Origin of the sequence: Xanthomarina sp. F1114, assembly GCF_026410255.1 — a bacterium.
Lineage (GTDB): Bacteria > Bacteroidota > Bacteroidia > Flavobacteriales > Flavobacteriaceae > Xanthomarina.
On the sequence record NZ_JAPMLL010000015.1, the window covers coordinates 20,612 to 44,665 of the forward strand.

Annotated in this window: 18 protein-coding genes and 1 tRNA gene; 14 read left to right on the forward strand and 5 right to left on the reverse strand. The window is 32.6% G+C overall.

Annotated features, from left to right (window positions below; translation table 11 throughout):
• Positions 1 to 10: 10 nt before the first annotated feature.
• Positions 11 to 871, reverse strand: a complete 861-nt coding sequence (locus tag OS188_RS12545) for an MBL fold metallo-hydrolase (protein WP_267149198.1) — start codon at positions 869 to 871, stop codon at positions 11 to 13.
• Between the two features lie 144 nt (positions 872 to 1,015).
• Between OS188_RS12545 and OS188_RS12550 the strand changes: the two genes are divergently transcribed.
• Positions 1,016 to 1,366: a DUF202 domain-containing protein gene (locus OS188_RS12550; RefSeq protein WP_323370456.1), complete on the forward strand. Its 351-nt coding sequence runs from the start codon at positions 1,016 to 1,018 to the stop codon at positions 1,364 to 1,366.
• A gap of 204 nt (positions 1,367 to 1,570) precedes the next feature.
• Entirely contained in the window at positions 1,571 to 3,448 is a 1,878-nt protein-coding gene (locus tag OS188_RS12555) for a cation:proton antiporter (protein ID WP_267149199.1), read from the forward strand.
• A 159-nt stretch (positions 3,449 to 3,607) separates the two neighbouring features.
• Here OS188_RS12555 and lepA read toward each other — a convergent pair whose 3' ends face one another.
• Positions 3,608 to 5,404 carry a translation elongation factor 4 gene (lepA, locus tag OS188_RS12560; RefSeq protein WP_267149200.1) on the reverse strand — a complete coding sequence of 599 codons (1,797 nt, stop codon included), beginning with the start codon at positions 5,402 to 5,404 and terminating at the stop codon, positions 3,608 to 3,610.
• A gap of 154 nt (positions 5,405 to 5,558) precedes the next feature.
• Here lepA and OS188_RS12565 point away from each other — a divergent pair, with 154 nt between their 5' ends.
• Entirely contained in the window at positions 5,559 to 7,982 is a 2,424-nt protein-coding gene (locus OS188_RS12565) for a TonB-dependent receptor domain-containing protein (RefSeq protein ID WP_267149201.1), read from the forward strand.
• Here OS188_RS12565 and OS188_RS12570 read toward each other — a convergent pair.
• Complete coding sequence (locus OS188_RS12570; protein WP_267149202.1) at positions 7,979 to 9,088, reverse strand: TolB family protein; 1,110 nt, start codon at positions 9,086 to 9,088, stop codon at positions 7,979 to 7,981. The genes OS188_RS12565 and OS188_RS12570 overlap by 4 nt on opposite strands.
• A 63-nt stretch (positions 9,089 to 9,151) precedes the next feature.
• On the opposite strand from OS188_RS12570, the gene OS188_RS12575 reads away from it, so the two are divergent.
• Positions 9,152 to 10,399, forward strand: coding sequence for a M28 family peptidase (locus tag OS188_RS12575; protein WP_267149203.1), 1,248 nt, complete (start codon positions 9,152 to 9,154; stop codon positions 10,397 to 10,399).
• Positions 10,400 to 10,469: 70 nt separating this feature from the next.
• On the forward strand, positions 10,470 to 11,462 hold the full coding sequence (gene dusB, locus OS188_RS12580) for a tRNA dihydrouridine synthase DusB (RefSeq protein ID WP_267149204.1): 993 nt from the start codon (positions 10,470 to 10,472) through the stop codon (positions 11,460 to 11,462).
• Here the strand turns inward: dusB and OS188_RS12585 are convergent.
• Positions 11,459 to 12,664, reverse strand: coding sequence for an ABC transporter permease (locus OS188_RS12585; protein WP_267149205.1), 1,206 nt, complete (start codon positions 12,662 to 12,664; stop codon positions 11,459 to 11,461). The genes dusB and OS188_RS12585 overlap by 4 nt on opposite strands.
• Before the next feature lie 66 nt (positions 12,665 to 12,730).
• Positions 12,731 to 13,126, reverse strand: a complete 396-nt coding sequence (rbfA, locus tag OS188_RS12590) for a 30S ribosome-binding factor RbfA (RefSeq protein ID WP_267149206.1) — start codon at positions 13,124 to 13,126, stop codon at positions 12,731 to 12,733.
• 95 nt (positions 13,127 to 13,221) lie between these two features.
• Here rbfA and mce point away from each other — a divergent pair, with 95 nt between their 5' ends.
• The 9 genes from mce to OS188_RS12635 all read left to right on the forward strand — a co-directional run bounded on the left by mce (position 13,222) and on the right by OS188_RS12635 (position 23,932).
• Complete coding sequence (gene mce, locus OS188_RS12595; RefSeq protein ID WP_267149207.1) at positions 13,222 to 13,626, forward strand: methylmalonyl-CoA epimerase; 405 nt, start codon at positions 13,222 to 13,224, stop codon at positions 13,624 to 13,626.
• 84 nt (positions 13,627 to 13,710) lie between these two features.
• Positions 13,711 to 13,784 (forward strand) — tRNA-Ile (locus OS188_RS12600).
• Positions 13,785 to 14,173: 389 nt separating this feature from the next.
• Positions 14,174 to 15,766, forward strand: coding sequence for a T9SS type A sorting domain-containing protein (locus OS188_RS12605; RefSeq protein WP_267149208.1), 1,593 nt, complete (start codon positions 14,174 to 14,176; stop codon positions 15,764 to 15,766).
• Between the two features lie 386 nt (positions 15,767 to 16,152).
• Positions 16,153 to 17,427, forward strand: a complete 1,275-nt coding sequence (locus OS188_RS12610) for a ribonucleotide-diphosphate reductase subunit beta (RefSeq protein ID WP_267149209.1) — start codon at positions 16,153 to 16,155, stop codon at positions 17,425 to 17,427.
• A 1-nt stretch (position 17,428) separates the two neighbouring features.
• Positions 17,429 to 19,225 (forward strand): ribonucleoside-diphosphate reductase subunit alpha, encoded by a 1,797-nt coding sequence (locus OS188_RS12615; RefSeq protein ID WP_267149210.1) that lies wholly within the window; start codon positions 17,429 to 17,431, stop codon positions 19,223 to 19,225.
• 469 nt (positions 19,226 to 19,694) lie between these two features.
• Entirely contained in the window at positions 19,695 to 21,311 is a 1,617-nt protein-coding gene (locus OS188_RS12620; protein WP_267149211.1) for a tetratricopeptide repeat protein, read from the forward strand.
• A gap of 200 nt (positions 21,312 to 21,511) precedes the next feature.
• On the forward strand, positions 21,512 to 21,757 hold the full coding sequence (locus OS188_RS12625; protein ID WP_267149212.1) for a hypothetical protein: 246 nt from the start codon (positions 21,512 to 21,514) through the stop codon (positions 21,755 to 21,757).
• A gap of 40 nt (positions 21,758 to 21,797) precedes the next feature.
• The gene (locus OS188_RS12630) at positions 21,798 to 22,274 is read left to right on the forward strand and encodes a hypothetical protein (protein WP_267149213.1); all 477 of its coding nucleotides are present in this window, start codon (positions 21,798 to 21,800) and stop codon (positions 22,272 to 22,274) included.
• 92 nt (positions 22,275 to 22,366) lie between these two features.
• The gene (locus OS188_RS12635; RefSeq protein WP_267149214.1) at positions 22,367 to 23,932 is read left to right on the forward strand and encodes a DUF1254 domain-containing protein; all 1,566 of its coding nucleotides are present in this window, start codon (positions 22,367 to 22,369) and stop codon (positions 23,930 to 23,932) included.
• The last annotated feature ends 122 nt before the right edge of the window (positions 23,933 to 24,054 follow it).

The window sequence follows — 24,054 nt, forward strand, 5'->3', positions numbered from 1 at the left end:
ATATTAAGTATTAGTTAAAAATTTCATTACTAGTATAAACATTATTTAGTCGCACGCCTTTATCAGTATGTTTTACCGTAATAATTTCGTTATGTGCATCGTGCTCCAAAAATAAGTAATAATTATTATCTGCTGCTAAATTCAAGAATTTTTCTTTTTCATCTAAAGTTAGCAAAGGTCTTGTGTCGTAACCCATTACAAAGGGTAGAGGCAAATGCCCAGCTGTAGGTAATAAGTCTGCAACAAAACAAATGGTTTTTCCTTTGTAATTTATCATTGGAATCATTTGCTTATCTGTATGTCCGTTAGCGAAGAATATATCGAAACCTAAGGCACTATTTTTTAGAATATCTGTTTCTGGAAGCGATGTAAACTTTAATTGACCACTTTCTTCCATTGGTAAAATGTTTTCCTTTAAAAAAGAGGCCTTCTCTCTGTTATTTGGCTGTGTAGCCCATTGCCAATGATCTTTATTACTCCAGAAATGTGCATTTTTAAAAGCAGGTTCATATCCTGTTCTATCTTTATTCCATTGAATAGATCCTCCACAATGATCAAAATGAAGATGGGTCATAAACACATCCGTAATATCATCTCTATGAAAACCAAATTGTTTTAAAGACTTATCAATGCTATTGTCGCCCCAAAGAAAGTAATAACCAAAAAATTTATCGCTTTGTTTATTACCCATGCCTGTATCGACCAAGATTAGCTTGTTGCCGTCTTCTATAAGCATGCAACGAGCAGAAATATCAATCATGTTGTTATTATCTGCTGGATTGGTTCTTTGCCATAAAGATTTTGGAACAACCCCAAACATGGCACCACCATCCAATTTAAAATTTCCGGATTCTATAGGATATAAATTCATATGGACTGCAAATTACTAAAAGACTTAGTATAAGTGAAAATTATGTGATGATATTAGTTGTTTTTTAACATTTATAAAAGGAATACTAGTCTAGATTTAATTTGTTGCTATGGAAATTAATTATAATTTTATAAAAAACATAGAATGAAAAATTTAACTCCGAGTCCACTTAAGATTAGAAAAATGAAATTACTTCGTTTTGGTCGTGATTTTAAACCAGACGATGAGGTTATTTTAAGAGATTATTTGGCAATAGAACGCACGCGTTTAGCCAATGAGCGAACGTTGTTATCTTATATCAGATCGTCTTTGTATCTATTGCTTGGAGGAATTGCTTTTTTTCAACTTAAGGATTTTCCAAATTTTAAATTCTTGGGTTTACTTTCCTTAATTTTTTCAGTCCTTTTTTTTGTCATTGGCGTGTACAGGTTTATCTTACTTAAAAAGAGCTTAAAACGGTTGTATTATACATCTGAAGCTAAAAATGAAGACTAAATCTAGTTGATTTTATATTTTCATTCTTTTTAACGTATTAATAGCATTAAATATATAGCTGTAAAATAAAAAAACATTATTTTGCCATTGTTTTTTTATTAAAATAACCATCTCTACTTAGATTATTTTAAAAAACTTAAGCTGTTATTCCAATAGGATTATTTTAGTTTTTAAATCTAAGAGATGATACTTTAGAACATATATATGGTTGAATTAGCGGGCATTATTATACTTGGAATCTTAGCACAATGGGTAGCGTGGAAATTAAAAATTCCAGCTATTTTACCTTTAATTCTTATTGGTTTATTGGTTGGGCCTATTGCAGCAGAGTTTTTAAGTGATGATGGAACAAAGTGGATAGAACCTAGATGGAATGGAGAAGAAGGACTTTTTCCTGGGGGGAGTTTATTTTACTTTGTGTCTTTAGCTATTAGTATTATTTTATTTGAAGGTGGTTTAACCCTGAGAAAAGGGGAAATAAAAAATGTAGGACCTGTTATTACAAAACTAATTACAATTGGCTCTATAGTAACCTTTTTTGGAGCTGCTGTAGCGGCTCATTATATCTTCTATTTAAGTTGGGAAATTTCTTTTCTATTCTCCGCTTTGATTATTGTTACTGGACCCACAGTAATTACACCTATTTTACGAAACATTCCTCTTAAAAAAGATGTTTCTGCCGTTTTAAAGTGGGAGGGAATCTTAATAGATCCAATTGGTGCTTTGGTTGCCGTATTGGTATTCGAATTTATTAGTGTAGACGCTGGAGGAGAGTTTACCAAAACAGCCTTTGTGGAATTTGGGAAAATTGTCCTGTTTGGAACAACCTTCGGATTTACCTTTGCCCACGGACTTAATTTAATAATTAACAAACAATGGGTGCCACATTATTTAATGAATGTCTTCTCTTTAGCAGCCGTATTAGGAGTGTTTATTTTGGCCGATGAGTTTGCACACGAATCTGGATTATTGGCTGTAGTTGTTATGGGAATGGTGTTAGGTAACTCTAAATCGCCTTATTTAAAGGAACTTTTATATTTTAAAGAATCTTTAAGTGTTTTATTAATATCCATTCTGTTTATTCTTTTGGCAGCAGATATTAATTTTGAAGATTTAATGTTAATTTACAATTGGAACACAGTTATCTTATTTGCTGTAGTAGTATTTGTTTTAAGACCAATAGGTGTATTTTTAAGTACGGAAGGTTCTAATTTGGAGCTTAAAGAGAAGCTATTTATTAGTTGGGTAGGACCAAGAGGAATTGTTGCTGCCGGTATTGCATCTTTATTTGGATTAAAACTAGCTGAAGATGGTGTTCCAGGAGCCGAATATATTACACCTTTAGTATTTATGATTGTGTTGGGAACTGTAATTCTTAATGCCACTACCGCCAGAATGTTTGCAAAAATAGTTGGTGTGTTTTTAACAAAATCTGAAGGAATTTTAATTGTTGGAGCCTCTAAACTTCCACGATTATTAGCTCATTACTTAGAGAAAAATGGACGACATGTTGTATTGATAGATAGCAACCAAAACAATATTGCCAAAGCTAACGAGCTAGGCTTAGAAGCCATGAGTACCAATATTTATTCCGATAAATTGTTAGACAATATAGAACTTAACGATATGGGCTTTTTAATGGCCTTAACTGGAAACACCGATATTAATAAATATGCCATTAACCAGTTTGGTGAAAAATTTGGTGAAAATGGATCTTACAGACTATTAACATCTACCGAAATGCTTGAGAATAAAGACCTTCCAACAGAAGGTATTTTTTCTTATTCAGACGATTTTAACTCCTTAACTAATGTTATTAATAAATATCCGTCCATTCAAGAAATTGAATTGAAAGATAAAGAACATTATTACGATTTAATAGACATTACAACAAAAGACAACAATATTATTCCTTTGTTTATTAAAGATCATGAAAACGATTTGTTTGTTGTAAAAGCAGATAAAGAAGAAACACTTGAGAATTTAGAACCTGGTTGGAAATTAGTTTATATTGGAAAACCTTTTGATGTAGAGGTTGTTAAGAAAGAAACCAATGGTGTGAAAAAACGAGAAAATAAGTAGAGAGTTCTATTAAAAAAAGAGAAGCATTAAAATTATAATACAATTAATATTGTTTAGTAATTTTAATGCTTCTTTATTTAAAGTGCCAGCCATAAAAGATTGCTGCACTAATATAGTTTTGTTTTAATCGATTTTGATAACCTGGGTTAAAAGTATAATCTAGTCATTCAATTTTAAAACAGCCATAAATGCCTCTTGTGGAATTTCCACATTCCCAACCTGACGCATACGCTTTTTACCTTTCTTTTGCTTTTCAAGAAGTTTACGTTTTCTTGAAATATCTCCACCATAACATTTTGCTGTTACGTCTTTACGAAGTGCTTTTGTTGTTTCACGAGCAATAATTTTTGCTCCAATAGCAGCCTGAATAGGAATATCGAACTGTTGACGTGGGATTAATTCTTTAAGCTTTTCACACATCTTTTTTCCAATATTGTGTGCGTTATCAGCATGAATTAGAGCAGAAAGCGCATCTACTGGTTGTGCGTTTAATAAAATATCTACACGCACTAATTTAGATGTTCTCATTCCAATTGGATGATAATCGAAAGAAGCATATCCTTTAGAAACTGTTTTCAATCTATCATAGAAATCAAATACAATTTCCGCCAAAGGCATATCGAAATTAAGTTCTACACGTTCTGGAGTTAAGTAGGTTTGATGGGTAATCATGCCTCGTTTTTCTATACATAAAGACATCACGTTTCCTACAAAATCTGACTTGGTAATTATAGTCGCTTTTATAAACGGTTCTTCTACTCGGTCTAATCCAGAAGGATCTGGTAAATCGGTAGGGTTATTAACAATTATAGGTTCGTCTGGATGCTTTCTAGTATATGCAAAATAGCTTACGTTTGGTACAGTTGTAATAACTGTCATATCAAATTCACGTTCCAAACGTTCTTGGATAATTTCCATATGAAGCATTCCTAAGAATCCACAACGAAAACCAAAACCTAAAGCAGCCGAACTTTCTGGTAAAAACACCAAAGAAGCATCGTTTAACTGCAATTTTTCCATAGAAGCTCTAAGCTCTTCGTAATCCTCGGTATCTACAGGGTAAATACCAGCAAAAACCATAGGTTTTACATCTTCAAAACCAGCAATAGCATTAGTTGTTGGGTTTTTGGCATCGGTAATAGTATCTCCAACTTTTACCTCTTTAGCTTCTTTTATTCCAGTAATTACATAACCAACATCTCCTGCTTTAATTTCTTGTTTTGGATATTGTTTTAATTTAAGAGTTCCAATTTCGTCTGCAAAGTAGTTTTTATCGGTAGCAATAAATTTTATGTTCTGTCCTTTTTTAATACTACCATTTATAACTCTAAAATATGTTTCTACGCCTCTAAAAGGATTGTATACAGAGTCAAAAATTAAGGCTTGAAGAGGCTCGTCCACATTTCCTACTGGTGGTGGAATTCTATCAATAATAGCATCTAAAATATCTTCAACACCAAAACCAGTTTTTCCACTAGCATGTATTATATCTTCAGGTTTACAGCCCAATAACTCTACAATATCATCAGTTACTTCCTCAGGATTTGCACTAGGTAAATCTACTTTATTAAGAACAGGTATAATTTCCAAGTCGTTTTCTAAAGCAAGATAAAGGTTAGAAATGGTTTGAGCTTGAATACTTTGTGCGGCATCAACAATTAGTAAAGCACCTTCGCAAGCAGCAATAGATCGAGATACTTCGTAGCTAAAATCTACGTGACCAGGAGTATCAATTAAATTAAGAATATAATCTTCTCCATTGTGCTTATACTCCATTTGTACGGCGTGAGATTTGATAGTAATACCACGTTCACGCTCTAAGTCCATACTGTCTAGCAGTTGTTCTTTTTTCTCTCGTACTGTAACAGTACCAGTATAGTCCAACAATCTATCTGCCAAAGTACTTTTACCGTGGTCAATATGTGCTATAATACAGAAGTTTCTAATTTTTTTCATAAAATGTATTCTCTCCAAAGAACTAATCTGCAAATATAATTGTTTTCATGTTGCTTTAATTATTAATGAGTAACTAATTAGAAAATATTTATTTACGGGAAACCCGTAAAATTTATTGGAAAACAATTTTTATATTGTGGTCCCAAGTAAGCTTATGGATTATTTAAAATATTTTACGTACTTTTTTCTAACTGTATTTTTACCTTTTTCTTCCTTTTCTCAAGATATAACTATCTCAGGAGTAGTTAAAGATGCAGATAAGAACCCTATTTATTTTGCAAATGCTGTGCTATTATCAGCCTCAGATTCTACTGCTGTAAAAGGAACCTCTACCGATGGAGATGGTTATTTTGAACTAAATAACATAAAAGAAAACCAATATTTATTAAAAATTAGTTTTATTGGCTATAAAGAGGTTATAAAACCTGTTGAGGTTTCGTTGGCAGATATTAAACTTGATGATATTATTTTATCGGAAAACAGTGAGGCTTTAGATGAAGTGAGCATAATAGTAAATAAACCGACCATTAAGAAGGAAGCCGATAAATTAGTTTTTGAAGTTGAAAATACAGCACTTTCTGAAGGAAGTTTACTTCAAGTAGTAAGAAGTACACCTGGAGTTTTAGTTTTAGATGGTCAAATTAGTGTAAAAGGCTCAGAACCAACCGTGTATATTAATAATAGGAAAGTGCAATTATCCTCTGACGAATTACTACAACTTTTAGAAGGTTCTCCTGCAAATGCCATAAAATCTATTGAGGTTATTACTAATCCTTCCGCTAGTTATGATGCCGAAAGCGGGGTAGTTTTAAATATTATTATGAGTAAAAATTTGGTAACAGGATACAGAGGAAGTGTTTTTGCCAATTATACTCAAGGTGTTTTTCCTAGATATAATTTAGGAATAAGCAATTTTTTTAAAACTGATAAAATTAATTTATCCGCTAATTACAGCTATACAGACGATAAAATTAATAGAGATAATAACGATGGAGTTTACTATTACGATACAAACAAGCAAATAGATAATATTTGGAAATCTTCAATTAATAGAAATACTTGGTCTAAGTCTCATAATTTTAACTTTAATATCGATTTTCTTTTAGACGAAAAAAATACCATTACGATATCTTCTAACATGTTATGGACACCTTATTTTAAATACAAAATTAATAACCATACTAATGTTTACGATGCTAATAATGTGTTTGAATCTAGATTTGAATCAGATAACCTATCTAAAGACGATAAGTATAATTTAGGGTTTGATGTGGATTATGTACATCAATTTGCAACAAGTAGTTTAGCTTTTAATACGCATTATACCATTTACGATTATAATAGATTCCAGGAAACTTCAAGTAAGTATTTTGATCAAAACAATATCTTTATTGAGCCAACAGCATATAATACAGATGCCAATCAGAAAACCCAAATTTTCACGGCTCAATTAGATTATAAGCTTCCAATTAACGAAAGTTCAAATTTTGATACGGGTACTAAGTTTTCTAGTATTACTACTAATAGTGATGTTGTACGTTATGATTACGATTTTGATACCAATCAAGAAATTTTAAATACGGCAAACTCTAGTGCTTTCGATTATACAGAAAATGTTTTTGCAGTATATGCAAATTACAATAAAGAATGGGAAAAATGGAGTTTAAATGCAGGCTTACGTTTAGAACAAACAGATGTAAAAGGCCATTCTATAACCACTAATCAAACAGATAAACAAAGTTATTTAGATTGGTTTCCAACGGCAAGTATTAAATATCAAGCTGGAGATATACTTAACTTTTACACCAATTATAAAAGAAGTATAGAAAGACCAAGCTACAAAGATTTAAATCCGTTTACATTTTTCTTAAACGATAATACGTTAGTAGTTGGAAACCCAAAACTAACTCCAACTTATAACGATCATTATGTTATAGGTTCGTCTCTTACTTCCTTTTTAACTTTTGAAGCATATTATATTAACAAAAAGGACAATATTGTAGAGCTTGCACTTCAGGATAATTCAACCAACCAAATAATTTATGCTCCAGTTAATATGGATAAAACTGTGGAGTATGGTTTCGATTTCATCTCTTATTTTAGTGTTTCAGATGCTTGGTTTATGTATGTAGTTACTTCATTTTATAATATACAAGAGGAAACTAATACTCAAAATGGATTTATTAAAAAAGATAAATGGTCTAATTATAGTATTTTAAGTAACGACTTTACTTTTTTGGAAGATCGTAGTTTAACGGCTAATCTTACGTTAATATATATGTCGGCTAACTTACATGCTTTAATGGATGTAGGAGGGAGGCTAGAGTCGGAATTATCTATTTCAAAAACTATTTTAAATAAAAAAGCTGTCATTACTTTGAGTGCAGCCGATTTGTTTAATTTGGGAGATTTCGATACTACCACAGAATATTTAAATCAGCGTAATTACTACAATACAAATCTAGATAACAGATATATAAAACTTGGTTTTAGATATAAATTTGGTAATACCATCTTAAAAACAAACGAACGCCAATTAGATATCAAAGAGCGTGACCGTATTAAAGAGCGAAATTAGTCCTGCCATTCGGCAATAAACAGATTTGTATCATGTCCGCCACCATTGTTTCTATTGGAGGAGAAAATAAGTTTCTTTCCATCGTTAGAAAATACAGGAAAGGCATCGAAAGTATCGCTGTGTGTAATACGTTTTAGGTTTTTTCCATCTAAATCAATCATATATAAATTAAAAGGGAAACCTCTTTCAGACTCAAAATTAGAAGAGAATAAGATTTTTTCTCCAGAAGGATGGAAAAATGGACTCCAATTAGCATTTCCTAAGTTTGTTAACTGACGTAAATCGCTTCCATCCGCGTTACATATATACAATTCCATTTCGGTAGGTTGTACCAAACCTTCAGCTAATAAATCTTTGTATTCTTTAATTTCTTCTTCAGTTTTAGGTCTGGATGAACGGAAAACAATTTTTGTCCCATCTGGCGAAAAGAATGCGCCACCATCATAACCTAATTCGAAGGTTATTTGTTTTACATCGCTTCCATCTAAATTCATGGTATATAACTCAATATCTCCACTTCTATCCGAAGTAAATACAATCTTATCACCTTGTGGAGAAACCGTTGCTTCTGCATCATAGCCAGGCTCATTAGTTAGTTGTTTAATGATATTTCCTTTTAAATCTGCCACAAAAATGTCGTAACTATCATAAATTGGCCAGATATATTTTCCGTTTTTTCGCAATGGAGCTTCAGGACAATCAGCATTATCCAAATGCGTGGAAGCATAAACAATATGTTTGTTGTCCGGTAAGAAATAAGCACAAGTAGTTCTACCTCTTCCCGTACTAACCATTGGAGGTATTTTGTCTTTAAAAGTTTCGTCTGCATCCATTAAAAACATTTGGTCGCAGTTTACATTCCAGCCTTTATAATTGGATTGAAATACCAATTGTTTATCGTCGAAACTCCAATAAGCTTCTGCGTTATCACCACCAAAGGTTATTTGTTTTAGAGATTTAAAATGAGTTTCATCTGAATAAATTAGAGTATCAACCCATTTTGTTGCACCAGACTTAGCATCTGTCACTTCTTTTTTATCGTTTTTGCAAGACACTATCAAGCTAAAAAGTAATAAGCTATAAAAAATTCTTAAATACATAGACATTGATTAAAGTTTAAATAAATGGCAACTATTTCATAATTTTGTGTAAAATTAATATTTTTCATTATGAAATACGGCATTATTAGCACGAAATATAGCATTATAATCATTTTTTTACTTCTTTTAAATTCTTGTAAAAAGGAAACCTCTATTCCAGAGATATCTATTCAGGAAGATGTAGCATTTTTGGCAGATGATGCTTTAGAAGGTAGACAAACAGGTACAGTAGGCGAGCAAAAAGCAGCAAAATATATTGCAAAACGGTTTGAAGATTTAGGATTACAAGCAAAAGGAACCGATGGGTATTTTCAAACTTTCACCTTTAAACCCAAAACAGATCCACATCAAGAAGTTAATTATACGGTAAAAGATGGTGACAGTACAATTACAGGAACTAATGTTGTTGCTTACTTAGATAACAAAGTAGAAAATACTATAATTATTGGAGCGCATTACGATCATTTAGGTTATGGTGCAGAAGGATCCTTATATAAAGGTGAAAAATCTATACATAATGGGGCAGACGACAATGCTAGCGGCGTTGCAGTTTTGCTAAACTTGGCAAAAAACTTAATAAATACAAACACGAATAATAACTACTTATTCATTACTTTTTCTGGAGAAGAAATGGGCTTATTAGGCTCAAATTATTTTGTAAAAAATCCAACTATAGATCTCAAAACCGTAAACTATATGATTAATATGGATATGGTTGGGCGTTTAAAAGAAGATAAAACTCTAGCTGTTTATGGTGTTGGTACATCGCCTCGTTGGAAACAAACTTTGTCTGCAACTAATCCTGGCTTAAAACTTATTGAAAAAGAATCGGGGGTTGGACCATCAGATCATACATCTTTTTATAATGCAGACATTCCTGTGTTACATTTCTTTACTGGACAACATGAGGATTACCATAAACCAACGGACGATTTTGACAAATTGAATTTTGAAGGTATGACCACCATTTCCAATTATATTTTTGATGTTATTACAGAATTAGATAAAAGCGGGAAACAAGCCTTTAGAAAAACTAAAAATGAAAGTGATGAAACACCTCGATTTAAAGTTGGTTTAGGTGTTGTTCCAGATTATTTATATGATGGCGAAGGCATGAGAATAGATGGTATAAGCGAAGATAAACCAGCACAAAAAGCAGGTTTACAAAAAGGAGATATTGTAGTAAAACTTGGCGATAGCTCTATTGTGGATATGATGAGTTATATGAGAGCTTTATCTGTTTTTAATGCTGGAGATAGCACAAAAGTTATTGTTAAAAGAAACGGAGAACCTATAGAATTCAATTTGAGCTTTTAGACTTAGCAAAATTATAAAAAACACCTTGATAACTATAAAAAGACGTAATTTTGCCTAAAACATTATACAAGTGGTAAAAATAGGTAACATAGAACTTCCAAATTTCCCATTGCTTTTAGCTCCAATGGAAGATGTTAGCGACCCGCCTTTCCGTGCTTTATGTAAGGAACAAGGTGCAGACGTTGTTTACACCGAATTTATTTCTAGCGAAGGTTTAATTCGTGATGCAGCAAAGAGCGTTATGAAATTAGATATCTATGAAAAAGAACGCCCTGTTGGGATTCAGATTTTTGGTGCCAATCTAGATAGTATGCTGCAAACCATAGATATTGTAGAAAAATCGAATCCAGATATTATCGATATTAATTTTGGTTGTCCTGTTAAAAAAGTAGTAAGTAAAGGTGCAGGAGCAGGTATTTTAAAAGATGTCTGCCTGATGGAACAGCTAACTGCCGAAATGGTAAAGCGTACTAATATTCCAATTACGGTTAAAACCAGATTAGGTTGGGACCATGATTCCATTAGAATTGTAGAGGTAGCCGAAAGACTTCAGGATGTTGGTTGTAAAGCTATTGCCATTCACGGGAGAACGCGAGCGCAAATGTATAAAGGTAATGCCGATTGGAAACCAATTGCAGAGGTAAAAAACAACCCAAGAATGCATATTCCAGTGTTTGGAAATGGCGATGTGAATACGCCAGAACTCGCAATGGAAATGAGAGATGTTTACGGTTTAGATGGGTGCATGATTGGTCGTGCAAGTATTGGAAATCCTTGGTTTTTTAAGCAAGTAAAACACTTCTTTAATACTGGGGAACACTTAGGTCCGGTAACCTTAGAAGAGCGTGTACAAGCTGCCAGACGTCATTTACAAATGGCTATAGATTGGAAAGGGGAGAAGCTTGGCGTTTTTGAAACAAGAAGACATTATACCAATTACTTTAAAGGAATTCCTAATTTTAAGGAATACAGAACTAAAATGGTTACCAGCGACCAATCTAAAGATGTATTTCTAGCTTTTGATGAGGTATTAGATGTATTTGCAGATTATCAGTTTGCTTAATTTTCTACTAGTTTTTTAGATATTCTTACCGAAGCTATTTTTGAAGCAATAATCCCTAAAATAGAAATAGTAATAAATACTATTAGGATATTTTCGGCTTTTAATGTAACAGGATAAGCTAAGCTTTGTGTAATCATAATTAGCGAAAAGGTCTTTTGCATCCAAACAATTAAACACCCTATAATTAAACCAATTAATCCTCCAACAATACTCATTAAACTACCTTGAAGAAAGAAGATATTCCGAATATTTGAAATTGTAGCTCCAAGGCTAAATAAAGTCTTTAAAGTGTTCTTTTTATCCAAGATCATCATAATTATAGAACCAATTACATTAAAAAGCGCAATAATTAGTACTAAAGTAAAAATTAAATACACAGCTAAATTTTCAGTATTTAGCATTTTATAAAGAGCATCGTTTAATTGAGCACTGTTTTTTAAAAGTATTTTATCTCCTAAAACCGAAGTGATTTCTTTTCTAGCTTGTTCTTCAGTAATATTATCTTTTAGTTTAAACTCAAGAGCAGTAACTTCATTTTCTTTGAAGTTAAGTAGAGCTCTGGCCATTTCAATAGGAGCATAAATGTATTTATCGTTTAAGGTTTCGTTCACATCAAACACACCAACATTTACGGCATCAAAGGTATTGAAAGCTTGATTTACAGATGTAATTTGTCCTTTTCCAGGTTTAGGAACATAAAGGTTAATCCGTTTTCCATAATTTAAAACTCCAAAAGATAAGGTGTTTGCAACGCCCCAACCGGAGACTATTTGATTGGTATTTTGAGTAAGCCAACTTCCTAAAACAACTACAGAATCTATGGCATTTACCTTTTCAAACTTCTCATCAACCCCTTTAATATAAGCGTTTGGATAGCTTTTGTCTTCAAAAGTTATAAAAACACGTTCCTCTATTATTTTGGAATATAAGGCTACACTTTCTAAGTTGTTTAACTTAGAAAATTGGTCTTCAGAAATTAAAAACGATTTCCCAACCGAGGCTTCAGCTTTTAAATCTGGATCGATTATAGAGGTAAATTGAAGTGTAAAATCTTTTAAACCGGCAAAGCCAGAAAGCACAATAAAAAGAGATGCCGAACCTAGAATAACACCAATGGCGGCAATAATTGTAATAAAATTAATAGCATTGTTAGAGCTTTTAGAAAGCAGATAACGTTTAGCTATATAGAGTGAGAAATTCATAAATTACAACAGCTAAAACAGATTTTACTAACAACAGACTTTCATTATCAGTGATTTTAAAACCGATTAAGATTTCTTGCGTTTATCTAAAAGATCTGTTTTTTTAATGGGGTTATCTTCTCCTTTTAAAGACTTGTCAATTTTTTCTATATACTCAAGAGAGTCGTCTAAATAAAACTGAAGTGCAGGCATACGTCTTAATTGATTTTTAGTACGTTGTGCCAATTCGTGCTTAATTCTAGGAGCATTAGATTTAATACCTTCTATAAGTTCTTTTCCTTTTTCGCTTGGAAAAATACTTAAATATACTTTTGCAACAGATAAATCTACAGTCACTTTTACTTTAGAAACTGAAATTAAAATTCCCTGCATTCCTCCTTGAGTAGCTGCTTTTTGAAGCACATCTACTAAATCGCGTTGTAATACAGATCCTATTTTTTTTTGTCTTTGACTTTCTTCCATAGGGCAAAAATACGCATATTTAAAGATTATTGTATTTTTGAAGACACTAAAATAGTATTAATTAATAGAGATTCCCGATTTCACGCCAAATGAATATGAATAAAATTGAACATATAGGTATTGCAGTTAAAAACTTAAAAGAATCGAACGAGATATTTTCTAAGTTGTTTGGGAAACCCCATTATAAAACTGAAGAAGTTGAAAGTGAAGGTGTAAACACTTCGTTTTTTCAAGTAGGTGAAAATAAAATTGAATTACTTGAAGCTACTAAAGCGCATAGCCCTATAGCTAAGTTTATAGAAAAAAAAGGAGAAGGTATTCATCATATTGCGTTTGATGTGACTGATATTAAAGCTGAAATAGCCAGATTGAAAGGGGAAGGGTTTATTGTTTTAAATGAAATCCCAAAAAAAGGAGCAGACAATAAATTAGTGGCATTTTTACATCCAAAATCTACAAATGGCGTATTAATTGAGTTATGTCAAGAGATAAACGAATAAAATACTTTGAGAGTATTAAAATATGTAGTAATATTGCACTCTCTTTATAAAAAGAAGAGTGTCGAATTAGCTTAAATGCTAATGGGTCCTATAACTCAGCTGGTTAGAGTATCTGACTCATAATCAGAAAGTCCCTGGTTCGAGCCCAGGTGGGACCACTAGTAAAATCAAGCCTTTACAGAAATGTAGAGGCTTTTTTTTATGTTTTCTATACTAATGTTTGGAAGCCTTTTTTAAAATAGAAACTAATTCAATTGTTTGTATATATGTGTTCCTATACCAAAAATTGAGATTTTAAAACAGCAATTAATTTCATACAATTTTCGATAAATAGTATGTTTTCTAATGACTAAAAATATATCGAAATAGATGTTCAAAGCGTCAAATTTATCTATATACAGGACTTCATCATTGGTTTTTAAAGTATTAATATAATGTTGCTCGGTAGCAATCGAGATTTTTTTTTAGAAAATGTTGACATTTATCGTTTTTTCTTCACTAAGGGTAAACGGCTGTAAATCAATTTATAACGAAAAAACTAAAAATCATGAAAATACAACAACTAAAAAGCAGGCAATACATAATTTTTATGGCTATCCTTTCTATTGTCATAAATTCTTATTCCCAACCAACATTACTCAAAGACATTAATGTAGGTTCGGCATCTTCTATGGAGAATGCTCAATTTATTAAAATTGGAGACCGTTTATTGTTTAGTGCAGATGACGGCATACATGGCGTAGAAAGTTGGTTAACAGATGGCACTAGTTCTGGAACAATACGTTTAGCGGACAATACAACTACTTTAATAGACACGACATATACACCTAATGGGAATGGTTTATTTAAAACAAATGGAACAGGTATAGAATACGTATTTGCTAATATGGGCTTTACTCTTGTAAATCGAGTTACAAAAGTTAATGACATATGGTTTTTTGTGGCAAATATTGATAGTCAAAATAAAGAGGAGTTATGGAAGTCTGACGGAACTGAAGCCGGTACAGTCTTAGTAAAAAAATTTAGGCCTAATTCTTACGATTATGCTTATACTAAAAACTTAATTGCGGCATCCAACGGAACAGATCTTTATTTTACAGCAAATGATGGAACCGGTATGGCTTTATGGAAATCTGATGGAACAACAAATGGAACGACAATAATTAAGTACTTTGTTAATACACCACAGTATGAAATAGGTAATTTTATTAATTTTAATAATTACACCTATTTTTGGGCTTATAGCGAAGATGAATTCAGTTCACTATGGAAAACTAATGGTACAGAAGCAGGAACAGTAATGGTTCAAGAAAAAATTGAAACTAATCTTGCTCCTGGACGTATTTTAGTCTATAACAACAAAATTTATTTTCATGGACAAAGACAGGTAGCCACAACTAATTATGGCTGGGAATTATGGGTTTCAGATGGTACCAGTGCTGGAACACGTATGTTTTATGATATTAATCCAGACGTTCCAGACGACGTAATTTTAGGCGGTAATCCTTCTAATTTTCACATAGTTAATAATCTACTACTGTTTAAAGCAAATACCGTATTAAATGGTAAAGAACTATGGGTAACAAATGGCACGGAAAGCGGAACATTTATGTTAAACGATGTTTATCCCGGACCTAATTCGGGATTTCTTAATGGTACACCTATAAATGGATTAAATAAACTATTCTTTACAGGGAATGACGGTAACCAACGGATGCTATGGGAAACTGATGGTACTACCGCAGGAACCGTTCCCTTATACGATATTTCTGAGTCAGATTTGCCAATGCAAACGTATTCAGGATACATAAATGACAAACTTTTATTTTTAAAAGAAACTGTAGCTCATGGTAAAGAATTGTGGAGTTTTAACCCTACACTTTCTGTGGAAGATTTTGATAATGGAAAAAAAACGCATATTTATCCAAATCCAGTAGCTCATAATTTAACCATTGAAAACCCGAGCACAGACAGTTTTAATTTGAAGGTGTTAAATCAATTAGGGCAAATGGTATTAATTCAAAATCAAAATACAGCTTCAACTACTGTAGATGTTTCAACCTTATCAAAAGGTCTCTATTTTATACATATTACTTCTGAAAACGGAAATACAGAAACTATTAAATTCATAAAAAAATAAAACGAGACTAACCGATTCTTCAAATAGTTGTTAGAACAGAGAAATTACATCATAAAAAGAAACCTTTCGAGAAATCGGGAGGTTTTTTACTTTTATGTTTTAAGGTAAATTCTACCTTTTTATTATTTAATAATCATTAAAACTTCATTCATTTTTTATTTTTCAGAAGATATATCAACATATCATAAAAGGCACTTTTTATTCAAGACAAGTGTAAACCCTAAGCATTCTCTAATATAATCAAATTTTAAGATTTATAATTCATCCTAAAAAACACAAATGTTGATAACAATGTGGAAAACGATTAAGAGATTTCAAATAAACATAAGAATAAAAGTAGACCTTTATGGTCGCGAAATTTCTAAACCCTCAAAACCACAATATATATGAAAATCATTTCGGTTTTAAAAAGAGACTTCCTAACGGAACCCTTTGATTTAAACAAGATTACAAATGCTATTTTAAAAGCAATGACGGCCGTTCAACATGGGCAATTAGCCGATGCAGAACGAATTTCTAACATGGTTTTTGACTCGTTGTTAGAGCGAAAAAAATTGGATCCAGATTATATTCCTACTGTCGAAGAAGTTCAAGACTTTGTAGAAACAAAACTTATGGAAACTGGGTTTTTTGATGTTGCTAAAGCATATATTTTATATCGAAATGAACAGTCTAAAAAACGTAAATCCAATATTTTTGAAAAACGTATAAATTTAAAGCCATACGAGTATCCAGAATTATACGAATATGTGCCAGCCATTAGACATTCGTATTGGATTCATACTGAGTTCAATTTTACAAGCGATATTCAGGATTTTAAAACATTACTTACAAGTCAAGAACGTACGGCTATAAAAAATACCATGCTTGCTATTTCTCAAATTGAAGTAGCAGTAAAAAATTTCTGGGGCGAAATTTACCATAGAATGCCTAAACCAGAAATAGGTTCTGTAGGTGCTACATTTGCCGAAAGTGAAGTGCGCCATCACGATGCTTACTCACATTTACTTGAAATTTTAGGATTAAACGAAGAGTTTAAAAATCTTAAAAAGAAACCTGTAATCATGAAGCGTGTACAGTATTTAGAAACTGCTTTAAAAAACGCAAAAAGTGAAGACAACAAAGAATATGCAGAATCCGTTTTGCTTTTCTCTCTTTTTATTGAACATGTGTCTCTGTTTTCTCAGTTTTTAATCATTATGGCATTTAATAAGCATAAAAATATGCTAAAAGGAATCTCCAATGTGGTGGAAGCAACTTCTAAAGAAGAGCAAATTCATGGAGATTTTGGAATTGATGTTATTAAAATTATCAAAGCTGAAAATCCGGAGTGGTTTGATGAAGATTATAAAGTAATGATTCAAAACATGTGTCGTGAAGCCTTTGATGCAGAAAGCAAAATTATAGATTGGATTTTTGAAGACGGCGAATTAGATTTCTTACCAATTAATGTGGTTAACGAATTTATAAAACACCGATTTAACGCTTCTCTTGAAAGCATAGGAATTGATAAAATATTTGACATCGATGAAAAACTTCTGGCAGAAACAGAATGGTTTGACGATGAAATAATAGGCACCAAACATGGCGATTTTTTCGTAAAACGCTCAATCAACTATAGTAAAAGAACACAAAGTATAACCAGTGACGACCTTTTTTAATATGAACAACGAGAAACTTACCACAAATACAGTAAACAAAGAAGTTAAAACCTCAAACGACAAGGACCTACTTGTACAATCAAGAAGAGAAGCGCTTAAAAATAATCAACAACAGAGCAATCAAGGTTTTGAATGGTTAACAGAACACAGTAGAAACTTTCTGTCTATGGGCTATATTTCTAATGGAATGACTGCCGAACAACGCATTCGTGAAATTGCAGATCGCGCCGAAGAAATTCTACAAATTCCAGGATATTCAGACAAGTTTTATGGCTATATGTCTGACGGGTTTTACTCGTTAGCATCTCCGGTTTGGTCTAATTTTGGAAAGAAAAGAGGACTTCCTATCAGCTGTTTTGGATCTCATGTCTCAGACGATATGGGGAATATTTTATATACCCAATCAGAAGTAGGAATGATGTCTAAATTAGGTGGAGGAACATCTGGTTACTTTGGTAAAATCCGTCATCGTGGCGCCGAAGTAAAAAATAATGGTCAAGCCTCAGGAGCTGTTCATATCATGCAACTTTTTGAGTCTATGGTAGATGTTGTAAGCCAAGGTTCTGTAAGACGTGGTCGTTTTTCACCATATTTACCTGTGGAGCATCCAGATATTATGGAATTCTTAGAAATTGGTACAGAAGGAAACCCAATTCAGGAATTAACACATGGAGTTACTGTAACCAATCAATGGATGCAAGAAATGGTTGATGGAGATAACGAAAAGAGAACCATTTGGGCAAAAGTTTTACAGAGAAGAGGAGAAATGGGATATCCATATATTTTCTTTAAAGACAATGCAAACAATGCTGCAGCTGATGTATATAGAAATGAAAAACATACCATTTATGCAAGTAACTTATGTACAGAAATTATGTTACCATCAAGCGACGACTGGTCTTTTGTTTGCGTACTTTCTTCTGTAAATGTATTGCATTACGATAAATGGAAAGATACGGATGCAGTAGAAACTATGGTATATTTTCTAGATGCTGTAATTACCGAATTTATCGATAAATTAGAAGTTTATAGAGATTCTGAAGATAGAGAAGACCGTCAAACCTTCCTATTTATGGAACGTGCTTATAATTTTGCCAAAGAAAATAGATCTTTAGGTTTAGGTGTTTTAGGGTGGCATTCCTTATTACAATCTAAAATGTTGCCATTTAACAGCCAAGAAGCCTATAATTTAAACAGCGATATTTTTAAACTTATTAAAGAGAAATCCTATGCAGCTTCAGCAGAATTAGCTGAAATATTTGGTGAGCCAAAAGTTCTTAAAGGATATGGCAGACGTAATGCCACTTTAAATGCTATTGCGCCAACAACCTCATCGGCCTTTATTCTTGGACAAGTATCTCAAGGAATTGAGCCAATCTGGTCGAATATTTATGTGAAAGATATTGCTAAAATTAAAACAACAATAAAAAACTCATATTTAGAAGATTTATTAGAAGAAAAAGGACAAAATACACCAGAAGTATGGCGTAGTATTAGAGACTTTGATGGTTCTGTACAACATTTAGATTTCTTAACAGATTTAGAAAAAGACGTATTTAAAACGTATTCTGAAATCGACCAGATGGATATTATTTATCAGGCTGCAAATCGTCAGAATCATATAGACCAAGGTCAATCGGTAAATATTATTGTACATCCAGATATGCCTGTTAAAGAGATTAATAAAATTCATGTTACAGCTTGGAAATTAGGTTTAAAATCTTTGTATTACCAGCATAGTATGAATGCTGCTCAAAAATTTAAACAGAAAAAAGAATGTACAAGTTGTGAAGCATAATTGCTAAATATTTATTTTTAAGTTTAATTAAAAAAACCTGTCTTTATAGATGGGTTTTTTGTTTAGTTGATATTCTTATAAAAGAGTGATAATTATTGTTTTTAGGTTTTGTTAGTTTGATTTTTAAACGAATAAAAGTAAAAATAAAAAATAAGTGCTATCCATAAAGTATAAGATGCTTACCGTTATTTAAAAGATATAGGCCTTTATAAACAAAGTTAAAAAGGATAATTACTTATTGGAATAATAGATTTATTTTTTTAGAATTTTAACTATCTTTGATATGAAGTTTTATTTAAAGTTTATTGAAAACTATGGTTCACTCTATGTGGCTTTCTATCTTCTTATTTAGAGTTTTATAACATAACAAAATACAAAATGGGAAAAGTGAATTTGGTATTTTGGAGACCTTATTTTTTTCTTAAAAATATTGAATTTAAGTGTGGTCATTGTATAATTATAGCTAATAATGTCTAATAGCCAAACAGAAAAAAAAGTAATACCTAAACATTCTAAAAAGGAGGTTTTAAGAGAATTGGACTCTATTTTATCTAGTGATATGTTTTCTCGATCTTCAGTTTTATCCAATTTTCTAAAATTTATTGTAGAAGAAACCTTGGAAGGCAACACAGAAGGGCTTAAAGAGTACACTATTGCGGTAAATGCTTTAGGTAAACCAGAAGACTTTAACCCCCAAATAGATGCTATTGTTAGAATTCATGCTGGTAGACTTAGAAGATTGTTAAATGAGTACTACACGAAGCCCGAAACTATAAGCACTATAAAAATTGAAGTGATTAAAGGCACGTATGTTCCGGTGTTTAGAACGTATCCAATTAGTAAACCAAAAACAGAAATAAAAACTGTTAGAAACACCAAGGTATTTACTCGTTCAAAACTTACTCTTGCAGTTATTCCTTTTAGAAATTTATGTCCCGATAACGACTATAAGTTTTTTGTTGATGGTTTTGGAGAAGAACTTACAAGACTATTTAGCACCTTTGAAGATATTGCTGTAATTGCACATCATTCAACTCGAAAGTATGCTACTAATCCTGAAGATATTCGAGTTATTGGTTCAGATTTAGGAGTGCATTATATTATATCTGGATCGGTTAAACGTTCATCTGAAAAAATTTGGGTAAATGTAGAACTTTTGAAAACCATGAATGGCATGCAAGTTTGGTCCAAAACATACAATTATCCTTTAAATATTGATAACCTAATAAACATTCAGGATCAGATTGTGGAAAATGTTTGCTCGGTATTGGGTGGATACTATGGATTCATTATTCATGAAAACTCTAGATTTATTGAGCCACTTGCTTCTAATTTAAACTCTTTCGATGCTGCTTTTTGGAATTACTACTTCCACATGAACTATTCAGAAGATACTTATCTAAAAACTCGAAAGGCTTTAGAAAATGCTATAAGTCACGACCCAAATTATGCAACAGGATTAGCTATGTTGGCCGAGCTATATGTGCTTGCTCATTCTTTAGGTTACCCAACTGTAGAAGACCCAGTTCAAACATCTTTTAAACTTACCAAAAAAGCATTAAAAATAGATCCTAGATGTCAACATGCCAATCATGAATATGGATGGCTTCAAGTTTATTTACAAAATAAAGAAGAAGCCGTTAAAGCCTTAGAATATACTTTAACGCTAAATCCTTATTCAGTTTCGTTAATGGGAGGTGTTGGGTTTAATTTGGCTTGTGCAGGAGAGTTTGCAAGAGCTGAAGTATTACTTACACAATCTTTAACGCTTAATCCCCATTGTCCTTGGTGGTTTTATTTTGGTTTTTTCTTAGTGTATTATCAAAAAGGAAATTACCAAAAAGCACTTGAATACGCTAATAAAATAGAAACTGTAGATGTGTTTGTCAAACCTTTAACAAACGCATCCGCAAAGGCCCAATTAGGCTTAATTAAAGAGGCACAAGAGGATGTTAAAATATTAAATGAAGAGTTTTCAGAAACCATGAAAAATCTTTACCCAACTTTAGATGCATTTCTTCTAGATAAATCTTTAGTTAAAAATATTATTCAGGGAGCTAAAAAGGCTGGAGTTAATTTGGATTAGACTTTTTTCTCATTCACCGTTTTTAAAATATATAACTCCTTGTATTCGTACTTTATACCAACCCAACTACATCTGAGGTATACAATTATTATTATTCATATTTAACCGTTAAGTAACCGTATAACACTTACAATTGGTGCTGACCTGATTTATATTTACAGTATTAATAAAAATTAGGTTAATTTCTCATGAACAAAAAAATGATTCCTATTGTTCAATTATTTCCAGATTTTGAGGAAAAAATTGACTTTCTGTTTCAAACGGATGAAAATTTTCGGGACCTGTGTTCAGATTATATATTATGTGTCGCTATCGTACAAAAAATGAAAAAGGAGTCTCATTTAGATATTCAGAGCCGCAGGGAATATAAAGAATTGCAAGAAAGTTTAGAAGAGGAAATTCTACAAAATATTATGAGCGACAAAAAAAACCTTGAGAATAATTAATCCTTAAATCAATAAACAAACACTTAAAACTCCAGTTATTATGAAGAAATTAATTTTTACTCTTAGTCTCGTCTTAGTTTCCATGTCGTCATCTTTATTTGCGCAAAGCAATACAGAGGAGATAGATATGGTGCAATCTATTTTTGGCATGGAAAAGAAGGCTCTTGTAGCTGAAGTTATTCAACCTGAAACAGCTAAGAGTGATGCTTTTTGGGCTTTATACGATGAATATGAAGTGAAACGTAAAGACCTTGGAAAGCGTCGTATTGTATTATTAAATTCTTATGCTGACAGCTACGATACTTTAGACGAGGCGACCATTGATAAAATCCTCAAAGAGATGATGAGTCTACAAGTCACTACGGACAAGCTCATTGGTAATTATGCAAAAAAAATCAAGAAATCAGTAGATGTGAAAACGGCTGCGCAATTTTATCAAATTGAAGGCTACTTGTTGAGTAAGATCAGAACCACTATTTTGGAGAATATCCCAGTGATAGGAGAGCTTGATAAATAATCCTAAAAGAAACGTTATTCCATAACATTGCAAATTTGAATGAATTATTTAAACTATACTATAAATACTGTTACATTTTAAAAATAAGTATCATGAATTTAAAACAAAAATCAGCATTTGTCCTCATTGGAATTTCTTCAGTGATGATAATGAACGGACAAAACACCCAAGACCAAGAAACTGCAAAGTCAATCAAGGAAATCAAGGCAAAATTCAACACAGATGTCCCTGAGAATATTTTGACGCCAAGTGTGGTAGAAACACGCATTGGGACCTTGAATTTCTTTGACGGTTTGCCCTCAGAAGAAACAGTAACAAAAGTTTATGACAACCTTGACTTTATTAGAGGAGTCGAAACTTTTTTGAATGGAATTCCTGCCACTTCAATTGAAGGTCTTCGTCTTGGATTCCATAGTGTAGGATCCACCGATTTTAACAAAGTAGCCATCTTTGATGATCTGCTGGACTCAAACCCATTGTTTTTAACGGGAAATACGAGTACCGTATATGCTTCCGCTTTTCTAAATCTTGAAGAGCATGGCCCCATGGTGATGGAAGTGCCTGCTGGCTCTGGCCCTGGAACAGTTAACGATGCCTATTTTAGGTTTGTGATAGACATGGGAGGTCCCGGCCCGGATAGAGGCAAAGGAGGTAAATATTTAATTCTTCCTCCAGATTATAAAGGCGAAACCCCTGAAGGTTATTTTGTAGCAAAATCAACCAGTTATGTAAACTGGCTAATTTTAAGAGGCTTTTTGGTTGATGGTAAAACTGATGCTTCCAAAAAAATGTATCGTGATGGCTTAAAAATATATCCTTTAAAGGATAAGGATAATCAGCCAGCAATGGAGTTTATTAATGTTTCAACCAAGGAATTTAATACCATCCATGCCAACAACTATGATTTCTATCATGAATTAAATGAAGTGATTCAACGGGAGCCAGTTTCGTTAATTGACCCTGAGTTAAGAGGACTGTTCGCAGCTATTGGGATTGAAAAGGGACAACCCTTTAATCCGGATGATAGAATGAAGGGAATATTGACCGATGCCGTAGCGGTAGGCAATGCCACCGCGCGAGCCTTGCTTTTTAGATCTCGCGAAAAAGAAGCCGCCATTTTCAAGACCGGCCATTGGGAAGCCGCTTTTATGGGAGGAAATTATCAATGGCTAAAAGATGATGGCAACGGAGGCCGTTTTCTAGATGCAAGAACGAGATATTTCTACGGAGCTACGGTAAACACACCGGCGATGGTTTTAAAAATGGTTGGTCTAGGTTCTCAATATGCATATGCAATGGTTGATTCCAAAGGAGATTATTTGGATGGAAATAAAAACTATACGCTCAACATCCCGGCCAATGCGCCAGCAAAAGAGTTTTGGTCGATTGTTATGTACGATCCACAAACGCGTTCTATGTTGCAGACAGACAAGCCTTTTCCGAGTATAAGCAGTCAAAGAACGCCACTTGTAAAGAATGCAGATGGATCAATAACTCTTTATGTAGGGCCAAAAAACAATGCGCCCAAAGGCAAAGAAGCCAACTGGCTACAATCTAAAGCTGGGAAAGGATTTTTTGTGGCCTTTAGATTATACGGCCCACTTGAGCCTTGGTTTGACCAAACTTGGATTCCGGGAGATTTTGAGCTGCAAAAATAAGTAATCAATTGGGATTGAATTTGTGTTGGAGCTCAGAGATTATATAAAACTCCAACATATAAAAAAGTCTCAAGTATTATTTATTTGAAATCAAATTTAAGAAATAAGAATAAAATTCAACA